Below are 20026 nucleotides of genomic sequence, written 5' to 3'. Positions count from 1 at the left end.
GCACGTCGCGGTCGGCTCATCGCACATGTTCATCGCGGAGTGACACGACTAAAGCGTTTTGAGCAGGCGGAGTAACGCGATCATCTCTATCGGGGTCGGCCTCTTGAACGCAATGTAGGTGGGAACTTCTTCCCCATGAAACCGGCGCTTGAACGCCGCCTGACCACGCAAGTTGAATATATGAGTGTTGACCTTTTCAGACAGGAAGGCCTTCTCGAACAAGGTGCGCCAGAGGCGGCTCTCGGCAAACCCGCTCGCGGCGATCGCTGCAAGCGGCGATAGGCCAAGGGTAATGCGCGCGCGTCCCTCTTCGCGGAAACGGTCAGCAGCAAATTTTGTCAGCCCGACCTCGGCATGTGGTGTCGTTCCCTCGAGCTTTCGCTTGAAAGCTGCCGTGTAGCCTGTCACCACGCCGTCTTCAAACATCGGATCGAAATCGAGGATTGCAACTGGATCGCCTTGTGGGCTCAGGATCACAAAGCGACGCATATGCGGTGATAGTTCCGGAAAGAAGGGTCGATTCAGGAAGCGCATTTCCCTCCGGCTGACGATCCGCCCAGCACGCCAGCTTTCCGAAACGGTCTTGATCTGGTCGGCCTGGGTCCTGGTGCCGTCACACTCGGCGATCGTGTAGCCTTGCTTGATCAGCCATCTCTCGGAATAGCGGACCGTTTCGTTCCGTTTGCCGCTGAAACTGTGGGTATCGAAGGTCAAATGTGTATCGATCCCCATGTGATTGACGCGATATCCCATCGTTGACAGAACCCCCGCCGTTTGCGGCCCGATTTGGACGAAACAAGGATTTCCGGCCGCTTGAACAAAGTCTCGTACATATCGTTCGTGCTCACTCTTTGGTGCAACGGGATCGCCCAGGGCGAACGTGTGGCCCATCTTGGTCGCATAGGCGACATATCCCTCGTCGTCCCCGAAGTGTTTCAGGTCCCGCTGAACGGCGGTCGAGTAGGCGAGGGCGAAGTCACCGTGCCTACGACAGAGCTCCAGCTTCTGGCTCGCGGAAAATCGAACGTCCGGGATATGAGATACGCGTCGGTCGAGTAGATCATCGAAGACCCTGCGGATGTTCGGCATTGCGTTCCCCTGGTGGTCACGCACCTTGCGCACAGTTTAGAGTCGTTACCAAACGCGAAAGCATCCTTCGTCCGATACCGTACAATCGTCAGCGGGCGGCGTTGCGCCCGTATTCTGTTTTAGTCATGGTTGTCGGATGGAAGCGCAAGCGAATGTAGAACGAGTCGTTATCGTCGGTGCCGGCTTGGCAGGACTGACGGTTGCCTATCACCTTAAAAGGTTGGGAATTAAAAGTCTTATCTTGGACAAAGGCGGCAAGATCGGCGCCTCCTGGTCTGCGCGCCACCAGCAGTTGACCCTCAATACTCACCGGAGCGTGTCACACTTGCCGGGTCTGCAATATCAAAGTGGAACGCCAGCGTTTCCGAGGCGAGATGACGTTGTGCGCCATCTCGAGAGTTTCGCGCAGCGCCATGCGTTCCCAATACGCTTTAACGTAGATGTCACTGGGATCAGCAAGGCCGGCTCTTGCTTCGTGATCACATCCAGCACCGGTCCTGTCTTTGCCGAGCATGTAGTTATTGCAACAGGGAGGGACCACGATCCACGATGGCCACAAATTCGTGGTGTTGAAACCTTCACCGGCCAACGCATCCACGCGAGCGACTTTGGCGACGTGAAGCAATATGCGGGAAAACGCGTCCTCGTTGTGGGAGGGGGAAACTCAGGATTTGACATCCTGAACCATCTTTGCCGGGTTGATACTGAAGAAGTTTGGCTCTCCGTTAGATCGGGGTCAGCGGTTCTTCCCAAGCGCTTGAGGGGTATCGCTGTGCATCGACTGTCCCCGCTCATGGACATGTTGCCATCAGCGTTTGCCGACCTTGCGATCGGTTTCACTCAGCGGCTCGCTTTCGGAAACATTCAAAGTTTCGGCTTTCCGAAGCCCGGTCGGGGAGCAGCGACCCGGCTCAGATGCGATCACATTGCCATCCCTGTCGACGACGGAGCAATGGGCGCGATAAAGGCGGGCCGGATTGCGGTCGTCCGCGAGGTCGACCGCGTAGTTGGCGGCACGGTTTATCTGGCCGGCGGCGACATTGTCGAGCCAGACATTCTCATCGCAGCGACCGGCTACGGCCCACGACTGGGATGTACTCTTGGCGATCTTTCCGTACTGGATGCCAAAGGTAATCCAATCCTCGGTTCCGACAATGTGTCATCAAGTGTTCCGGGTTTGTGGTTTTCGGGGATGACGCCAGGCCTTGTCAGCTACTTCAGAAGTGTCGATCGAGAGGCTGGGAAGATTGCGGCAGCCGTGGCTGCAGAGCCGCAAAGGCCAAGGACAGCGGTCAGCCGGTTGGATGAATGGGCCGAGGACTGAATTTTGCATAGGTCCGAGCAGGCATTCTGGAGGCGGTCGAGCCAACGACAGGGCGCAACTGCGCTGCCCCTATCAGACCACGCATCAACAGGCAGCCCGTGTGGAAGGTGCAGGACGCCAGCCGACGTCACGCACTCCTGACCTACCGAGCGGAAACGTCGTCACTGATCTCCTCCAGGGCAACGCCGGCAAGTTCTTCGTTGATGCCCGCAACGTCGCCCAGAGACAAAATGCCGACGATTTTCCCGTCATCATCGAAGACCAGAAGCCGGCGCATTTGCAATTCGGACATCCGATCCGCCGCCTCTCGCAGATTGTCTCCTTCGAGGCAGCTTTCCACGCCTTCGGTCATGATCGACGATACCGCCTCATCATATCCGATCCCCTCGGCAACGCCTCGAATGACGATGTCGCGGTCCGTCACGACACCGAACACTTCTCCGTCGACGACCGGAATAACCCCGGAATCGATCTCCGACATAAGCCTCGCGACCTCCCTGATGCTCGAAGCGGGAGCGGCCGTTACCACCTGCCGTGTCATCACGTCTTTTACCTGCATCGCCTTCTCCTTTTGTCGAGGACGTCCCATGCCAAGCCAAAGTTCCTTTCCGAAACCCAACGATTATACGCATCCCAGCGGACTGCTGGATGCACGATCCAGGCTTACGGAGCAACGCGCGGCGCACTAGGCGCGTGGCGACAACACCACCAGACTGCGCGGTGCGAGAACGTAGGTTTGCGCATCCCCAATGTCTTCGTCGCTCCGATCGGGCTCGTCAGTCGCCAGTTCGACAGCCCAGCCGCCGCCAGGGCTATCTGGGAGAGAAAACTCTATGTCACCATCATGGGGATTGAACAGAATGATGACGTCCGTCAAGCCCTCGCACGCTTGGCTGTCGCACGCCAATCGCAAGCCGATTGTCGTGCTTCCGGCATCGGCCCATTGCTCTTCGGTCTGTTCACCCCCGCCTGGATTCAGCCAGGCGACTGTCATGCCGTCACGCCAGCTTTCTCGCCGCAAGATCGGGTTGTCGTTGCGGAGTTTGATCAGCCTGGTAACGAACTCGCGAAGCTGATTGGCGGTATCGGGCAAATCATCCCAGTGAATCCAGCTGAGCTCGCTGTCCTGGCAGTAGCCGTTGTTGTTTCCCATCTGGCTGCGGCCAAACTCGTCTCCGGCAAGAAGCATTGGAGTGCCGTGGGAAAGGAAGAGTGTGGCGAGGAAGTTGCGCTTTTGGCGCTCACGTATGACATTGATGTTTTCATCGTCGGTCGGACCTTCGACACCGTAGTTGTCGCTGCGATTGTCGCTGTGGCCGTCATTATTGTCTTCGCCGTTGTCCTCGTTGTGCTTCTGCGCGTACGATACAAGGTCGTTCAAGGTAAAGCCGTCGTGCGCTGTCAGGAAGTTGACGCCAGCCCATGGCCTGCGACCACGAAGATCGTAGACGTCCCCGGAGCCGAGCATGCGTGCGGCGAAGTCGCTCGTCGTGCCGTCTGTATCCTTCCAGTAGTCGCGTACTGTGTCACGATACTTGTCGTTCCACTCGGCCCAGCCCGGTGGGAAGCCGCCGACCTGATATCCGCCTGGGCCGATATCCCATGGCTCACCAATGAGCTTCGCCTTAGACAGTACCGGGTCCTGGCCTACCGCGTCGAAAAAGCCGCCGCGCTGGTCGAAGCCTTCCGGTTCGCGACCGAGAATTGTGCCTAAATCAAAGCGGAAGCCATCAACGTGCATTTCGTCCGACCAGTACCGTAGGCTGTCGGTGATCAACTGGAGGACGCGAGGGTGCGACGTATTGACCGTATTTCCCGTGCCTGTGTCGTTGATATAATAGCGAGGCTCTCCGGGCATCGTCCGATAGTAGGAGAAATTATCGATGCCTTTGAACGACAGCGTTGGCCCAAGTTCATTGCCTTCAGCGGTGTGGTTGTAGACGACATCCAGAATAACCTCGATGCCGTTATCATGAAACGCACGGATCATGTCCCTAAAGCCGGCCATGCCGCGGGGGCCGTAATAGCGTGAGGCGAGGGCGAAAAACCCGAGTGAGTTGTAGCCCCAGTAATTTCTTAGCCCCTTGTCGAGAAGATGCGCATCGTCTGGAAACCAGTGGACCGGAAGAAGCTCGACGGACGTGACGCCCAGACTGCGGATATACTCGACGATCTTCTTGTGTCCGAGGCCCTCGTAAGTCCCACGCAGCTCTTCGGGAACCGCGGGGTGGAGCTTGGTGAAGCCTTTCACATGAGTTTCATAAAATATCGTTTTCGACCAGGGGATCTGGGGCTGTTTCGCATGCTTCCACTCTGCGGCGGAAGTGTCGATGACGCGGCACTTCGGCATCGCTGCTGCGCTGTCGCTCTCGTCATACGACAGATCTTTGTCCTCGCTGTCCATCTGGTAGGCAAATTGCTCCTGCCCCCACCGGATGTCCCCGACGAGTTCGCGAGCGTAGGGATCGACCAGCAACTTGTTTGGATTGAAGCGATGCCCGTTTTCGGGATCATATGGTCCGTAAACCCGGTACCCGTAGAGCGACCCGGCTTTGAGGCCAGGAACATAGCCATGCCAGATTTCGTTGGTAAACTCCGGAAGCGTGATCCGGTCGGTCTCGACCTTGCCGCTCTCGTCAAACAGGCAAAGCTCGACGCGCTCTGCATGAGCGCTGAAAATCGAAAAATTCACGCCGTCCTTGTCAACGGTTGCACCAAGACGCGTCCAGTCGCCGGCAAGCACGTCTTTACTGTTATGAGAAGCTGTCATGTCAAACCCCAAAGCAATGGCGCGATGAAAACTTGGAGGCACGTGAATGGTTCCAGTTCCGTCCGGCAATTATCGCGACGCTGCATCACGAACAGGCCATCAGCGGATTGGGTCGGAGGAGCGAGGATCCAACTGCGCCTGTTCTGATCTTCGTCCAAGGTGGACCGGTGGTTGGGCGATGGCCTATGTCGGGGAGGATAAAAGGATGACCGGGCTCAGACAGCGTCGATAAGCGCTGTTTACAAGGCTCCGTGCCATGGCGGCCGAAACGTGTCTCGACTGATAGCCGTCGCAACGCTCGTCGTTCCGGCGAGCGGTCGGAAGATATTGCAATTGCAGACAGCACCTTTGGATGTCGCACCACGGTGACGCGCCAGCTTGTATCAGATTGCAGACTTGGAGATTTGGTCCCTGACGGGCGGCGCCAGTCTTCACAAGAAGGAGCGCTGCGCTTCCAGTTCTAAGGGGCTTCTCCCGACAGCGCCAGCGCCTCAAGGATTTGACTGAACTCTGCTCAGCAGGACAGCGTCGAGCCGCGAGCGCTTAGCCTGGTCACAACAGATGAAATCGAAGAGCGCCCACATGAAAACCCCCGGTCCGGGAGGGAGGAGACCGGGGGTTTGCATGCTGTCGCAGCCTCCGCGGAGAGCGGTTGCCCGATGGGAGAATCGAGTGCTGCCTGCGAGTTAGAACCTCCTGATCCAAAGATTGTTCCCTCCACGCTCTCGAGAACATTGACCATTGCTACTGCGTTGCTCATTCCTAGCTGAAAACAGACTGTCATGATGCCGGCGGACCAGATAATCGCCTGGACCGGACATCTGCGGTGAACGGAAGGGCCGGAACCGAACCGCCATTGGAGGCTGACGTGGAAGCTCAGTTGTGGTTCCATGGCATTGGAGATCAAGCTCCGCCCAGCGGCTTCTAAGCTGAATTTCTCGCTTTGCGGACCCGGTCCAGGACCGACGATGCCGCAAGCAGGATCGCGGTGAGCAAAGTTAGACAGACCATCGCCGCAATACCGGCCATCATCACAGGCATTCGATGGTGAGCGATGAAAATCATCGGTGAGGCCGCTAGGCTTAAGGCGGCAAACAAAACGACGAAAGCGGCCAGAACGGCCAATTGCGCGAGCTGAAGCATGTTGAATTCCTCAAAGGTGATCGCGGCGACAGATCGCACGCTGGTGTATCGCCTTTGTGTCCGTCTGGATCTGGTGTGTATCTTCTTGTAGGAATGTTCGGGCCCGGGGCAGGTTGGCAAGGCCAATCAAAACCCGAGGGAAATTCTTGAGAGCCATAAAAGTTGGCAGGCGCTGATCTTCAGCGAATGCCACGCCGCCGGAAGTGACGGGCTTACTGCCCCAAGATGCTCGCGAGTGTCACGGGACGCAGGCCGCGCGCATCGACGCCGACGTCGAATTGGCGGGGATAGGGTTTCAGCCTGCCGTGCGAATGGCCATGTAGATTGATCGACTTCCTGCCCATGTGGTTCCATGTCCTGAAAGCGTAGTGGCATAGGACCAGGTGATGCCCATCATGCCTGATTTCAGCGTAGTGTTGCACACTTTCCCATGCGGAAGAACTGGTCGTCGTCGGCGGGTCATTGTTGCCGATGATCAGGTGCTTGCGCCCATGCAGCTTTGACAGAAGCACTGTGCAATCACCCGCGTTTGCCGACATGACGTCTCCCAGGTGCCAGACCTCGTCGCTGGGGCCAACGGTTTCATTCCAGCTGCGAACAAGCGCCGCGTCATGCTCGGCTGTACTTGAAAACGGTCGCCGATCGAGGCGCAAAACGCGCGGGTCGCCGAAATGCGTGTCAGCGGTAAAATGGATCATCAGCGTTATCTGCAGGCTCTTGCCGGAATTTCTAGGGGCGGCGTATCCGCAGTGCACGAAATCTTACACAGCCTCGAGCCCAAAAAGTGGAGGTTGGGGGAGTTCGACCACGACAGGATCACCGGGAACGACAACGCCACCCGCCAAAACAACGGCCATCACACCAGTCTTCCTGACGACTTCGCCGCTCGGCGCTTTTAGCAGAACCGCCTTGAGAAGACCGGAGCGAAACTTTTCGATCTGGGAGCATGGATTGCGAAGGCCGGTTACATGCAATACCGCGTCTGCGCCGAGCTTGAGGATCGTCCCGCGAGGAAGTGCAAGGAGGTCGACCCCGCGGGTGGTGACATTTTCGCCGAGGTCGCCCGGAGCGACGGCAAAGCCACTACTGGCCAGTTCGTCCAGAAGTTCCGCTTGGATCAAATGCACCTGACGAAGGTTCGGCTGGCTTGGATCGGTCCTCACGCGGTAGCGATGTTTGATAGTGACGCCAAGATGGGCGTCGCCTTCAACGCCCAAGCCTTGCAACATAGTTATCCTTGGTACAAGCATCTTTGAAAATCGATGTTGGTGGTCGCAGGCGACCGCAATAACCACGCCGCCCATAGGGCCAACCTTCGCATTCGTTCGTGGCGTGTTCATAACGTTGTTTGCCCGGATGTAAAGCACGACCTAAGATGGCTGCGTCGATTGCCGCTCTCGTTGGTGGCTGGAACGTTGCTCCCTTAGCGTTCCCCTGTTTCAACTCAAGCAACCAGCGAGAAAGCCTCGCCGTTTCTTGGCGAGGCCTTTCCTTAGAATGTGGACCCGACCGTCGAGCTGGTTCACGACGCGGAGCTAGCGCCGGTCATTATGGACGTGAGCGATTGTCTGCCGACTAAACGGCCGAAGCCCTCGTTGTTTCCCAGGCGTGGAAATGCGAGCTGCGCCGCCAGGCCCGGAGGACCAACAACGTCCACGGCTGGGTTCATCGGGCCGGCATAATATGCCTTCATGCTGCCGGTCGCACAGAAAGTGGAAGGGCCATTCCCGCGTCTGTCGTCACGGCTTGCCCGATATGCGGTTCCAGCGACTAGACGCACGAGATTCCGTCGGAAGCTTTGACCTATGGTTTGATCAGTGAGAACTTTTCTGCCTGGGCGGAGTATAGCGGCGGTCACTCAACGACTGCTGTGTTCACACCATGACCATCGGACCTGTGATCGGGTGACCCTGCAAGGAAATTCGTCGCGGCGCATCTTTCCACATCGAGAACGCCGAATAGACGATTGGTCGTTGATAGCGCAAATTCAGCAGCCGAGACTCGGGGGTAAGAACGGGCTTCATAGCTGGCGACTTGCGCAACCGTCAGGTGGAAGGAATGGCGCAAAAGGCGAGCATAAAAAAGAAAGAGGCCGCCGTGGCGGCCTCCTCGTCGTAGAACAAGCTGTTATCAGTGGCTGTTCTTATGGCTCTGCTGGCCAGCCTTGACGTGCTGCTCGTGCGAGCCGCCCTGCTTGCCAGAGGAGGCGCTTTTGGCAGAAGAAGAAGCCTCGGAAGTCTTGCTCGAAGAAGCCTGCTTCGAGCCAGAATTCTTGTGGCTCTGCTGGCCTGCCTTTACGTGCTGCTCGTGCGAGCCGCCCTGATTTGCCATGACATAGTCTCCATTGTTTGAAGAGGCCCAGATGCCTCGCAAACTTAACCTGCGTGCGGCGATGTTGTTCCGCTTTTTTCGCCGCTTGCTCAGACTATTGGACAGGTGTCGCCCAACACGACCAGGAGACAGAAGGCTTTGCAAGTAAGGACGTGCCGGGCGACCGGGCCCGAACATTCCCAGAGTGCAAGAGTTCCCGCGTCCCGGGGATTTAGAGATGAAATGTGGGCGGCCCTATCGATGTGGCAATGCTGAAAGGGGGAACTGGCGTACGAGTGATGAACGAAGCTAATCTCCAATCGTCAGCGGGCTTTCTTCAAGGCGATGTCTTCGATGTCGAGAAGAAGAGCGATCTTTTCTTTAGGACGGGAGATAGCCAAGGCGGCTCCGAGTGCGACGAGTGCAGAGGTTGCGCCAGCTCTCGAAGCTGCAGGCTGGCCACGGCGGCTAAAATAGAAGGCGTTTGCCCCGGCGACAGAAGCGACGTTCACATTATCGTTTCCGCAGAAGATTGGCATAGCCATCCTATTGCGAGCGATTTTGGCAGCGGCGTGGGCGGCAGGCTGTCGGCTATTTGTTAGAAATGCCCTGGACACGGGTCAGGTGCATGTGGAGGTCGGGTAACATCGTCACACCCGCGTTTTTCAATGGGCCATCAGGACCCTCTTTCGCTTAGGCCACAAACAGCTCGTATGTCTGCTGATGCGCGGTTACCTGTGTCGACAGGTAAGCTTGGTCGAGATTTGCGGGATCGCTGTTTTTAAGAGCGTCGATCTTTTGCTGATGTTGGGCATCGAGCGACTGTGAAACGGTGACGCCATCGTTTCTGGCGGCCGCTGATAGCAACCCTGCGGCGCGGCCATGGTCCCGCAGCATATCCTGAGCGAATTGCTTAGCGGCGACCGCTCGCCCTTGGGAGATTTCGATTTTCGCGGCCTCGATCTCGAATATGTTCGACACCGCGGCTTTTTGCGCGAAATCCTGCTTCGCGCCCTCCCCGTCGCCGGCGCGTACTGGAAGCGTGATCAGGCAGACAACTAGGCTGAGAGCCAGTCTTTTCATCGTGAAGCCTCCGGGCGAGGGTGGTTGCAGCCCACCGAAAATGTTGAAGTTGCCCTTCCAGGGCAGAGCGGGTCACAACCACAGCCTCGGCTAGAAGTTCCAGACGCCCAGCGAAGGTTCGCTAGCGCACACAGCCAAGGCCAGTGGAACCCTGCGATACGCTTATTGTTATGGGAAGCAGGAGGCCCTCAATGGAAAATGTTATCGATGTCGACTTTCACGTTATCTGGCCGTCACCGGTCTTTATAAGAATAGGCAGCGGGATGCGCGAACGGATCGGTGGGCCTGATGCAGCGCTTTCTGCACTGCTCCACCGATGGCCTACCGGGAATAACTCTGAATATCTCGCTGCCAAGCGCCACTGCATGAATGCAGTGTCTCGGCACGGTAGCCCCGCGCTCGCGCGAAGCGCGTTTGTAGAGGCTGCAGCCGCAGCGAAAGTTCTCGCATGACAATAATCAGACGCAACGTCAGAAGTGGCGTCCCGCTATCTGCGGGCTTGCTGCTTGGAATTGGGCTCGGGGGCTTTTTCGACGGAATCGTGCTGCATCAATTGCTTCAGTGGCATCACATGATAAGCTCTTGGTATCCGATCAACACTATCGCAAATCTCGAGCTCAACACGCTGTGGGATGGGGTTTTTCATTCGGCAACCTATGTCCTGGTCCTTGCCGGGCTATTCATTCTCTGGAGGTCGAGCAGGCTTAGTCACTTCCGCTGGTCGACGGCGGAGCTCGCGGCTCTAATGCTTATCGGCTTTGGGGGCTTCAATCTTGTCGAGGGGATCGTCGACCATCAGATTCTGGGGCTCCACCACGTCAACGAAACGGTCGCTCGCGGTTATTGGCTGCTCTGGGATCTCGGCTTTCTCGCAGCGGGCGGAACGATGGTCGCTGCGGGAGCCTTTATCTGGATCCGGCGGCATGGCTGAGGTATTTCGTGAGCTCCGAGCGGCAGTGATCTGGGTCGCTTTTGGCGCTGCGCTCGTCTTCGCCACTCGACCGGTCTGGTCTTATCTGATGTTTGGATCCAGTGTCACGCTGGACGATATTTTGGCGCTACGGTGCTTTGGACTGCCAACCTGACCCTCCGTCTGCATCGCCCCTGCTGGCCGCCCTCGATTGCGACCAGCCGTAACCATCTGGTTGCCGCAATGGCGCAACACTATTCACAAGCTCCGCACAGACGGTCACTGGCGACTGAGCGATGCCTGCTTCAGGTGGACTTGAGAACCACGAAAGGCTTCGTGAACGCTTCGAGTTGAAGCGCATCGTGCACATGAACAAGTCGCCCCGTCAACAGATCGATGAATGAACGATCTTGAAAGGCCGCCGGAAGGGCTATGCGCGTTCCGGCCCATGGAATGGGAGCGCTCAGGTCGTCAACGCCGAGCCACAAGCGGGGCGTAACGACTACAACGACATCTGTCTGATCAGCGCGAGCATAAGCGAGAACATTAGTTGCTCGAGGACCGGAAGCTATGAGTGGCAGGTAATCTCCCCGGCGAAAGAGCGTCGGAACTTGCTGACGCACATGCAGAAGAGTGGTGATGACATGCTGCTTCAGTCGCCCATTGTCCTCGGCCCAGACCTCATCTCCAGCTCCCAGTAGGTGCCTCTGGAGGGTCTCGAAGTCCGGCTCCCTCCGGTTGTCGGGATCGACGAGACTGAAGTCGAGGCCTTCGCTTCCCTGATAGATATCCGGTACGCCGGGAGCAGTCAGCTTGATGATCGCCTGGGTAATACTATTCACAAGGCCCGAACGAACGAAGGGACGAAGGGTCTTGGTGAAGTCGTCAAGGAAAGCACGGTTGTCTGGTGACAGTAGGCGGCGCACATAGGCGATGACGGCGCTCTCATAGGCCTCGTCAATCTCACTCCACGTCGTACGAAGTTTTGCTTCGCGCAAGGCTTTTTCCGTGTAGGCAACGAAGCGATCTTCGATGGCACCCAAAGAAGCGGCGTCTTCGTGCTCCAGATCTGCTGGCCACACGCCGGCAAGTGCCTGGTAAAGCATCCACTCGACGGAAGGCTCGGGGGCAAGACCGTCGTCGAGCTTCTGAACGAACGTTCTATTCATCTCCCGCCAACGATCAACGCCGCGGCTCCAGGCCTCCGGCGCCTCGGTGAGCGCGTAGAGTCGTGCGCGAGCGTCTTCTCCGCGCTTGGTATCATGTGTGGACGATGCGGAAAGTGCATCGGGCTGGCGCAAAAGGCGAGACTTCATCTCCTCGTGAAATCGATCCAGCCGATAGGTGCGGGGAAGGGGGTCTGCTCCAACCTCGTTCAGCGCGAGTAGCGCGCCCTGGCGAAAGAAGAGCGTGTCCTCGACAGACTTTGCCATCAGCGGACCAGTCAGCTGCTGGAAGCGCGTTCGAAATGTCGAAGCGAGCTCACCAACAGTGTGATCGACGTCACCGAGAAGTATGCGCTCGAGGGTAGCGAGCGCCCGGGCATCGGGGCGATTGGTGGCGTTTTGGACCGTCGCCATGACTGACGCTAGCCTGAGTCTGTCTTCCCCCGGCAACCCTGCGCCCGTGCCATAGGTGCGGTACACCGGGAAGCAGATCAGCAATTCGCGCAGGGCTTCCGCAAGCGCTTCTTCCGGCAAGGCGAGGCTATCATCCGTCTCCCCGATCCGGCGAGCGAGTTGTATCAGTACAGCAAACTCCCCCGCGAAGTTGTTGTCTACCATCAGCGTTTTAGCCGAACGCAGTTCTTCTTTCATGTCGAGGGGGCCGACAAGCTTCTGGTAGGCGCCCCTTAGAACCTCCATCTTGTCGTTGTCCACGAAAACATCGCTCAGAGCTGCGATGAACTCGTAGCCCGTCGTTCCGGAGACCGGCCAGTCTGGAGGAAGCATCTCGCCTTCACCGAGGATTTTTTCGACAGTAATGTAACACGCTGGCCCGGTTTGTTCACGCAGTCGCTCAAGATAGCTTTTTGGGTCGGCAAGGCCGTCGACATGGTCGATACGCAGACCATCCACGGCGCCAGAATGGACGAGGTCAAGGATAAGACGATGGGTGTCTGCAAAAACTGTAGCGTCCTCAACGCGAACACCGGCCAGGCCAGTGATCTCGAAAAACCGGCGATAGGACAAATCTCGTGGAGCATCACGCCACGACATCAATCGGTAAGGCTGAAGATCGTGCAGTCTCTTGATCTCGGTCTTGTCGGAGAGGCTCAGGATCTCGTCCTTGCGACCGGAATAGGTCTCGGGCGCCAGGGGATAGAACGCTTCGTAAAAAGCGAACGCAGGGTTTCCAGTTTTCGGATCTCGCTCAATCGTGATCTCGCCTGCATGCAGCGCCTCATCGAATGAGCCTCCCAGAAAGGGAAGCGTGAGTTTGCGCGACCAGTCGATATCGAAGTGCCCGGCGTAGCGGCTGGCTGCGCCGTGTTCGACGACGTCGCGCCACCACGCATTCTCAAGCGATGCCGCCATATGGTTCGGTACGATATCGAGGATGAGACCGAGGCCGGCTCCCTTTAAGCTTCTCACCATTCGGTCGAACCCGATCCGACCACCGATCGCCGGATCGATTTCAGTGGCATCCGTGACATCGTAGCCATGGCTGGAGCCGGATGTCGCGGTGAAGATGGGTGAGGCGTAGAGATGGCTGATCCCAAGACGCTTCAAATAGGGCACCTGTTCGGCAGCACGATCGAACGTCATGCCGTTGCGGAACTGAATGCGATAGGTTGCTGTTGGTACGCTCATAGATCTTTCCGGCTGTTGTATAGGCTCTGGATCGCCCGCCTGGCATGACGACTCGAGAGCGCCGTCGTTTGAAAGGCGCCCTTTAAACTCCGAAGACCACCGCCGGTTCCAGTCACCGACCCCGTTCTCACCCTGGCCGACCTGGCTTCGGCAGATTTTGTACGCGACGTCCCAATATCTCTTGAGTTGAACGGCTTGGAACGGGTCGCGGTGCCGTTATGCGTCTGAAGTGGAGTTTTCCGTCCACGGGTATGGCTTGAGGCAACCCGCCCTGACGAAAAGAGCATGCGGTTTGTCCCTCGCTTCCGCGGACGCTTGCGCAACATGATTGAGCTTGAGTTGTCCAAGCCCTCAAAGCCCGTTTAACTGGAGCATCTTTCCGACGGACGATTAATGCAAGCGCCACTCAGGCCGCCCTTTTTGGCGTTAAGCGGACGCCTCGCTTTTCAGGGAAACGTATCCGATTGCGATACCAGTGAGGGGAAATGCTGTCTCGGGATCCGGCCAGGCCCTTCCCCGAGCCGACATCGTCTGCATCATCCATTCGCTCAAAGCCCACAAAGATGAAACGCGTCGAAGAGCGGTGGATCGTGTCTGGGCACGTGCTAACTTCGTGGTCGATCTGGACACTCACGAATTCGGGGGCGCGAATGAAACCTCTGGAAAGATCCCCTGCAATCTGCGTGGCAAGGCGCTTCTTCCCCATATAAGCCGAAATAAGCTGATTGTGCGTAAAATCCAGAAGCCGGAACGTCATCATAATAGCTTCGTCATCGATCATTGCGCCGCTGATCGTGTCAAGCGCTCGTCCTCTGGCAAAAAGCATACCCGCACGGCTGGTGCCGGAAAAGCTGAACCACGTCTTGCGCCTGGTGAGGTAATCAACGCTCCAAGCGGCCCGGCCATCCACGGGATCGTCGCCCGCAAGGTCAGAGAGCTCCTGAAGCGTCTCAAGAAAAGCCATTCGAAAGTCAGCCGGCTGCATGTCCCACTCCTCAAGCAACTGGATCGAACGCTGATTTCTGAGACAAGTTCCCTGACAAACACACAATCGGCAACGACGTGACTTAGGCTGTCGCGCCTGCGTCCTCGACGCCGAGAAGCGCATTTGCCTAGCCTGCCAAGCCAGATCACACGAGGGCTCAAGAGGACGGCTTTCCGGCTGAGACGGCCTGGAGGCCTACAACGCAATGGTCTCTCATTTCGTCCTCCAATCCCGCGCCTCCCTTCGGCTAAAATGGCGCTCAGTCTAAAGGGAGTGATCGGGAACAATAAAGGTGCCATCCAGGTTGTCGATGTTCTGGCAATTCAGTACCCGGCAGCTCCTGTTGTCTCTGGTCGGTATGCTCTTCCACTCAGCGTATTCGTTGGCCTCGCAGAACCGACTATTGCGCACAAAGCGGTCATAGAGCGGCAGACCCCGCGGCGACTTCCATCGGAAGATGACTGCTCCCTGTGAGTGGACTGCCTCTCGGGCCTGCTCACAGGTCATGGACAATGGGCTTAGTCTCGAAATTGCGTAGCACGGCGAGCCGGCGAGGAGGGCGGCCAAAGTCAATAAAACTGCGCGCATGAAAGTTTGATCCTGTTGGTGACGCCGTCTAACATCAGAATATGGAAATGGTTCCACGGCTCGTTCACCCGGTTCGCCAAGGAGCGATGCGCGCCGCTGAACGCCTCTGAACCTCCGCCTCTTTTCGCGTGAAGCCCGGCGATCGCATATGCAAACGTCGCTCCAGGAGTGTGCAAAAAATTTTGTTCGGCTGCCTTGAAAACAAAAATCAAAAAAACCAGATTTGCGCACGCCGGTAGCCCAGATGGGGGCCGGAGAACAGGGAACGCCCTTTCTCAGCGTTCCGCTTCCAACTCGCTTTAAAGAGGTTTTGGTCATGAGAACAGAATTCGACTTCGGGCCACTCTATCGGTCCAGCATCGGCTTCGATCGGGTATTTTCGCTGCTCAATAATTCACAGCGTCTCCAGCCAGTCGACGCGTGGCCGCCTTACGACATCATCAAGAACGGCGACAATGAGTATAAGATCGTGATGGCTGTCGCCGGGTTCGAGGATGGCGATCTCGACATTACGCAGGAGCGCAACCTTCTCGTCGTCAAGGGTGGAAAGGCCGATGACAGCAAGGCTGAGTACCTGCATCGGGGCATTGCGGCGCGCAGCTTCGAGCGTCGGTTCGAACTTGCAGATCATGTTAGCGTCGAGAACGCTTGCCTGAAAAACGGGCTGCTTTCCATCGATCTCAAACGGGAAATCCCCGAAGCTATGAAGCCGCGCAAGATCTCGATCGGCGGTGACAGCGAGGCTTCGGCTCCGCTCCAGATCGAAGGCGACAAGCAGGTCGCTTGATTTCAACACAGGGGAGCGGGCGGCGTAGCATGCGCCGTCTGCAATGGCTATGGAAGCGTTTCAAATTGATAAGCACGACGGCTTTTACGTCGGCGACTTGGAGGCCTGTCAACGTGTCTTCGATGCCGTCGCGTCCAAGGCCGGCGTTGACCGTCGATCGGAAGAAGGCGAGCGGATCGCTTCGATCCTGGTGCAGCTTTATCGGCAAGGCGTGCACGATCCTCAACACCTTGACGCGATGGTGAGTGCTGCCCGCGGTATATTTGCAAAGCGCGAGCCCTCCAAGCAATAGGCTAGACCGGGTCTGTTGCAGGTCCGATCCTGTTTGGACGGTGGCGATGAACGTACGCGAGTGACAACGGGTGTGGTTGCCAATCGTGTACGTTTCCGGACGGTAGTGTTGCCTTGAGCGCTTCACGACGCAATTAGCAGGCATGAGCAAAAACGAAGAACGACCGATATCACGCCGCCGTAAATCGATGACTATGACCGAGCGCCGGTCTCGTGCGGAAGAGACCCATGTCATAGCAATATCAACGATCGAAGCCGAAGCGGAGGCGCGCCGGCGAAAGACCGAGCGGCTGAAGGCAGCACGCGAAGCTTTAAAGTCCTGACCCATGGCATTGCAAGGCGCGACGCGGCTTGCCACGTCTTGATGCTTGGCGGGACCGGGTGCCGGGGCGGCAAACCCTGACTAACGTCGTATGCAGCGCGCTGATCTAGGAAGCGGCGGGAGCGCGTGACCTCGCCGGCGCGCTATGCGCCGTCCGCCGAACCGCCTCGGCGAAGGGCGGGCTGAAACTTGGCCGATAACGATCGCAATCCCGAGGACTCGGCAACCGGCCGCCGAGCAAGTTGCTCGATCGATTTCCGGGGTTAGCCGCGGGGCCTGCTGCCGCGTTTGCTCGTCAATCACAAACCGCAGATTGTCGGGAACAACGGCCAGGTCCGAAAGTTTCTATCGCTCCTGCGTAAAGAACCTGCGGCTCGACCTGCCCGTGCGTGGAGAAATACAGATGATGCCTGCGCGTCGCTCGAAGATCTCAAGGCCCCGCATCTATTATGTCAATCCTCTCGATTTGCCAACGGAAAGACGTTGGCTGGAGATCTTCGATCACGCCGCATCTTTGAATTTCGACACGGTCATGTCCGCGCCGATCTTTCGGCGCCACTTCCAGGACGCCAGCATTTTCAAAGCATTCGATGCCAGTTCCATAGATCCCGCCTTCGGGCTCCAGCGTCCATTGGAAGAGGGTGTCGCATTCCTGTGCGAAAGAGCGAAATCGCAAGGGATGGACTTCATGATCGACGTCGTGCTTCCGGCAGGGCAGGCAGAAACCACTGGTGAAAGTGATGCGCTCGATCCCCGTCCTTCACCATCCGCGCCCGCGCGAAACGGCGCAGCCGGCGGCGACATCGACCGTTTCGGTGAACTGTTGCGCAAATTAACCACCCTTGGAGTCTCAGGATTCCGTTATCTGGGGCTTGACGCCCTGGGCGAGGCTGATCTGAGGCGATTGGCAGTGGCTGAGACGGGCGGTGCGGATCCTTTACGGCTGGTCTACACCCCGGGGACCGACTTCTCATTTCGCCGACGGCTCGCCGGCCTGGGCTTTGATGGCACATTTTCATCGCTTGCCTGGTGGGACTTGCAGGAAGCGTGGCTTTTCGAGGAGCTGCGTCTGCAGCGAGCACTTGGGCTGCAGGTCGCCTTTCCCGAAGCTCCGTTCGCAAGGCGGCTCGCCCATGGGACCGAGAGCCGGGAGATCCGCGAGCGGAAGTCGATCCGGGCGCTGCGACTTTCGGCCGAGCTTGGCGATGGAATGCTCATTCCTATGGGCTTCGAGTTTGGCGCGGTCCTGCCACTGGATGCCACCCGCGGTTCAGGTCAAGACCTGCGCATGATTCGGTCGAATGGTGCTTTCGATCTTTCGGCAGCGGTCCGTGAAGCCAACGCGGCTATTGCTGCTAAAGATGCGCTGACGCCGACGGCATATGAGGCCGCGGCGCAGGTGATCGTCATGACCCTAACTGACGCACCAGACCCACGTGTTGCGGAGCGAAAGCGTCTGCTTGTGGTTAACCGGGACCTGCGCCGGCCGTGTGCTTTTCCAGACGACATCATTTCGCGTGCTGCCGCACCCTTCCTTGTTTCCGAGTCGCATCTCCGGTCGAACCGACTTGCTCCCGGAGAGGTTAGAACGGTCGCTGTCGCGGCGGGCGCCGTGATCGCAACACAAAGCCTGACGTCACCAGGGACGGCAACCGACCCGTCCGGACGTATCGCGATTGAAAATATCGAGCCGTCGGTCGACCTTGGGCGTTTCCCTGTCAAACGCGTCGTCGGGGACAGGGTTGCCGTAACGGCCGATATATTTGCCGACGGGCACGACCGCTTGGAGGCGGCGATATTGTACCGGGCAATAGATGAAGCGGAGTGGCATGAGGTGCCGCTGAGTTCCGACAGCAATGATCGTTGGGCCGGTGCCTTTTCCCTCGAAAGGATCGGCCGCTATCACTACTGCATCGAGGCTTGGAAGAACCCGTTTGCTATATTCCGCTACGAGCTGTCGAAAAAAGCCGAAGCCCGGCTTGACCTCAGCCTGGAACTGACCGAGGGGGCAGCGCTGGTACGACGCGCGGCCGAGAGAACCGCGGGGAATGCCGACCCCGGCCTTCATGATAAACTTGTGGAACTGCTGGAAGCGATAGAGCGCAGCGACGCGGCCGAAAAGACCCGGCTGCTCTTGTCACCTCATCTCTCGGTACTGATGTCGCAGGCTGACGAGCGACCGTTCCGAACTCGGTCGGGCACCTATAGCGTCGATTCAGAGCGCGCGGAGGCCGCGTTCTCAAGCTGGTATCAAGTCTTTCCTCGGTCACAAAGTGGAGATCCTCATCGTCACGGAACCTTCGACGACGTTGTTGCCCGACTGCCGGCGATCCGCGAGATGGGCTTCGACGTTTTGTATTTCCCACCGATCCATCCAATTGGCACCACCAATCGTAAAGGCCGAAACAACAGCTTGGTAGCGGGCCCTGGTGATCCAGGCAGTCCCTATGCGATCGGTTCGCCGGATGGCGGTCACGATGCAATCCATCCGGAACTGGGCGGGATTGACGCGTTTCGGCGTCTTGTTGAAGCAATGCGTAACGAAGGGCTGGAACTGGCACTCGATCTCGCAATCCAGGCTTCTCCTGATCACCCTTGGCTGACCGAGCACCCTGGCTGGTTCGAGTGGAGACCGGACGGAACGATCCGCTACGCGGAAAATCCGCCTAAGAAATACGAGGACATTGTCAATGTCGACTTTTACTCTCAGGATGCCGTGCCAGCGCTTTGGGAAGAATTGCGCGATATCGTCCAGCTTTGGGTGGACGAGGGCGTCAAGCTCTTCCGGGTGGATAATCCCCACACCAAACCTTTTCCGTTCTGGGAATGGCTGATCGGCGATATACGCGCCCGCCACCCGGAGGTCGTCTTTCTGTCCGAAGCGTTCACGCGGCCGAAGGTGATGTACCGTCTCGCCAAAGTCGGATTTTCTCAGTCCTACACCTACTTCACTTGGCGCAACAGCAAGTGGGAGCTTGAGCAGTACATGCTCGAGATAACGCAGAGCCAAGCCAAGGAATTCTTTCGGCCCCACTTCTTTGTCAACACGCACGACATCAATCCAGACTTTCTCCAGAATGCGCCGCGGCCGGCATTCGTGATCCGTGCCGCACTGGCTGCCACACTGTCTGGCCTGTGGGGGGTCTATAACGGGTTCGAACTTTGCGAGGGCCGTCCCGATGTCAAGCGCAAGGAATATGCCGACAGCGAGAAATACGAAATTCGCGCCTGGGACTACGACCGGCCTGGGAACATCAAGCCGGAAATAACGATGCTGAACAGGCTTCGCCGTGATAACCCCGCGCTCCATTCCCATCTCGGCCTGACGCTTTTGAATTCGTCCAACCCGAATGTGATGTTCTTCGAAAAGGCCGCGCCTGGGCGCCACAACGTCCTGCTGATCGGCATATGCCTCAATCCGCATGGCATCGAAGAGAGCACCGTCGAAATCCCGCTCTGGAACTTTGGAAAGGATGACGCTGGCACGCTCGATTTGGAAGACCTGGTCAACCCCCGACGGTTCTCGCTAACAGGCAAGCGGCAGACGCTCAGGCTTGATCCCATTCATTTGCCCTTCGCCATTTGGCGCGTCAGAACAGGAGAGATTTGAC

The 20026-nt window shown here is 57.8% G+C and carries 18 protein-coding genes; 6 read left to right on the top strand and 12 right to left on the bottom strand.

The genetic code is table 11. The features are described from left to right. Window positions 1-48 precede the first annotated feature (48 nt). Window positions 49-1089 (bottom strand): phosphatidylglycerol lysyltransferase domain-containing protein, encoded by a 1041-nt coding sequence (locus F2982_RS29925; RefSeq protein WP_112718975.1) that lies wholly within the window; start codon window positions 1087-1089, stop codon window positions 49-51. A 136-nt stretch (window positions 1090-1225) separates the two neighbouring features. Between F2982_RS29925 and F2982_RS29920 the strand changes: the two genes are divergently transcribed. After that, entirely contained in the window at window positions 1226-2413 is a 1188-nt protein-coding gene (locus F2982_RS29920) for an NAD(P)/FAD-dependent oxidoreductase (RefSeq protein WP_112718974.1), read from the top strand. Between the two features lie 142 nt (window positions 2414-2555). On the opposite strand, the gene F2982_RS29915 is transcribed toward F2982_RS29920, so the two are convergent. The 8 genes from F2982_RS29915 to F2982_RS29880 form a co-directional block, all read right to left on the bottom strand. After that, complete coding sequence (locus tag F2982_RS29915) at window positions 2556-2972, bottom strand: CBS domain-containing protein (protein WP_203431244.1); 417 nt, start codon at window positions 2970-2972, stop codon at window positions 2556-2558. 126 nt (window positions 2973-3098) lie between these two features. Then, complete coding sequence (gene glgX / locus F2982_RS29910) at window positions 3099-5183, bottom strand: glycogen debranching protein GlgX (protein WP_203431243.1); 2085 nt, start codon at window positions 5181-5183, stop codon at window positions 3099-3101. A 924-nt stretch (window positions 5184-6107) separates the two neighbouring features. Then, window positions 6108-6326 carry a hypothetical protein gene (locus F2982_RS29905; RefSeq protein ID WP_130279569.1) on the bottom strand — a complete coding sequence of 73 codons (219 nt, stop codon included), beginning with the start codon at window positions 6324-6326 and terminating at the stop codon, window positions 6108-6110. Window positions 6327-6538: 212 nt separating this feature from the next. Then, window positions 6539-7024, bottom strand: coding sequence for a hydrolase (locus tag F2982_RS29900; RefSeq protein WP_112715766.1), 486 nt, complete (start codon window positions 7022-7024; stop codon window positions 6539-6541). A gap of 63 nt (window positions 7025-7087) precedes the next feature. Continuing rightward, entirely contained in the window at window positions 7088-7630 is a 543-nt protein-coding gene (locus F2982_RS29895) for an MOSC domain-containing protein (protein ID WP_199629720.1), read from the bottom strand. Window positions 7631-8456: 826 nt separating this feature from the next. Continuing rightward, complete coding sequence (locus F2982_RS29890) at window positions 8457-8657, bottom strand: hypothetical protein (protein ID WP_130279568.1); 201 nt, start codon at window positions 8655-8657, stop codon at window positions 8457-8459. Window positions 8658-8959: 302 nt separating this feature from the next. Further along, window positions 8960-9148, bottom strand: a complete 189-nt coding sequence (locus tag F2982_RS29885) for a hypothetical protein (RefSeq protein WP_203431242.1) — start codon at window positions 9146-9148, stop codon at window positions 8960-8962. A 181-nt stretch (window positions 9149-9329) separates the two neighbouring features. Beyond that, window positions 9330-9719, bottom strand: a complete 390-nt coding sequence (locus tag F2982_RS29880; RefSeq protein ID WP_246777679.1) for a DUF4142 domain-containing protein — start codon at window positions 9717-9719, stop codon at window positions 9330-9332. A 191-nt stretch (window positions 9720-9910) separates the two neighbouring features. On the opposite strand from F2982_RS29880, the gene F2982_RS29875 reads away from it, so the two are divergent. Together F2982_RS29875 and F2982_RS29870 are read left to right on the top strand one after the other, a co-directional pair. After that, window positions 9911-10171: a DUF982 domain-containing protein gene (locus tag F2982_RS29875; protein WP_112715772.1), complete on the top strand. Its 261-nt coding sequence runs from the start codon at window positions 9911-9913 to the stop codon at window positions 10169-10171. Continuing rightward, a complete protein-coding gene (locus F2982_RS29870; RefSeq protein WP_112715773.1) occupies window positions 10168-10650 on the top strand; it encodes a DUF2243 domain-containing protein in 483 nt (160 codons plus the stop codon). Before F2982_RS29875 ends, F2982_RS29870 begins: the two co-directional genes overlap by 4 nt. Before the next feature lie 284 nt (window positions 10651-10934). Here the strand turns inward: F2982_RS29870 and treY are convergent, their stop codons facing one another. The 3 genes from treY to F2982_RS31885 form a co-directional block, all read right to left on the bottom strand. Further along, a complete protein-coding gene (treY, locus tag F2982_RS29865; protein ID WP_203431241.1) occupies window positions 10935-13442 on the bottom strand; it encodes a malto-oligosyltrehalose synthase in 2508 nt (835 codons plus the stop codon). A 406-nt stretch (window positions 13443-13848) separates the two neighbouring features. Further along, the gene (locus tag F2982_RS29860; protein WP_203431240.1) at window positions 13849-14427 is read right to left on the bottom strand and encodes a hypothetical protein; all 579 of its coding nucleotides are present in this window, start codon (window positions 14425-14427) and stop codon (window positions 13849-13851) included. A gap of 264 nt (window positions 14428-14691) precedes the next feature. Next, window positions 14692-15015 carry a hypothetical protein gene (locus tag F2982_RS31885; protein ID WP_112715777.1) on the bottom strand — a complete coding sequence of 108 codons (324 nt, stop codon included), beginning with the start codon at window positions 15013-15015 and terminating at the stop codon, window positions 14692-14694. Window positions 15016-15331: 316 nt separating this feature from the next. Between F2982_RS31885 and F2982_RS29855 the strand changes: the two genes are divergently transcribed. The 3 genes from F2982_RS29855 (at window position 15332) to F2982_RS29845 (ending at window position 20025) form a co-directional block, all read left to right on the top strand. Continuing rightward, a complete protein-coding gene (locus F2982_RS29855) occupies window positions 15332-15802 on the top strand; it encodes an Hsp20 family protein (RefSeq protein WP_203431632.1) in 471 nt (156 codons plus the stop codon). Window positions 15803-15851: 49 nt separating this feature from the next. Continuing rightward, on the top strand, window positions 15852-16094 hold the full coding sequence (locus tag F2982_RS29850) for a hypothetical protein (protein ID WP_203431631.1): 243 nt from the start codon (window positions 15852-15854) through the stop codon (window positions 16092-16094). 724 nt (window positions 16095-16818) lie between these two features. Then, window positions 16819-20025, top strand: coding sequence for an alpha-1,4-glucan--maltose-1-phosphate maltosyltransferase (locus F2982_RS29845; protein WP_203431239.1), 3207 nt, complete (start codon window positions 16819-16821; stop codon window positions 20023-20025). Window position 20026 lies beyond the last annotated feature (1 nt).

It is taken from the genome of Rhizobium sp. BG4 (assembly GCF_016864575.1).
Taxonomy (GTDB): Bacteria; Pseudomonadota; Alphaproteobacteria; order Rhizobiales; family Rhizobiaceae; genus Rhizobium.
This window is presented reverse-complemented; position numbering and strand designations above follow the sequence as displayed.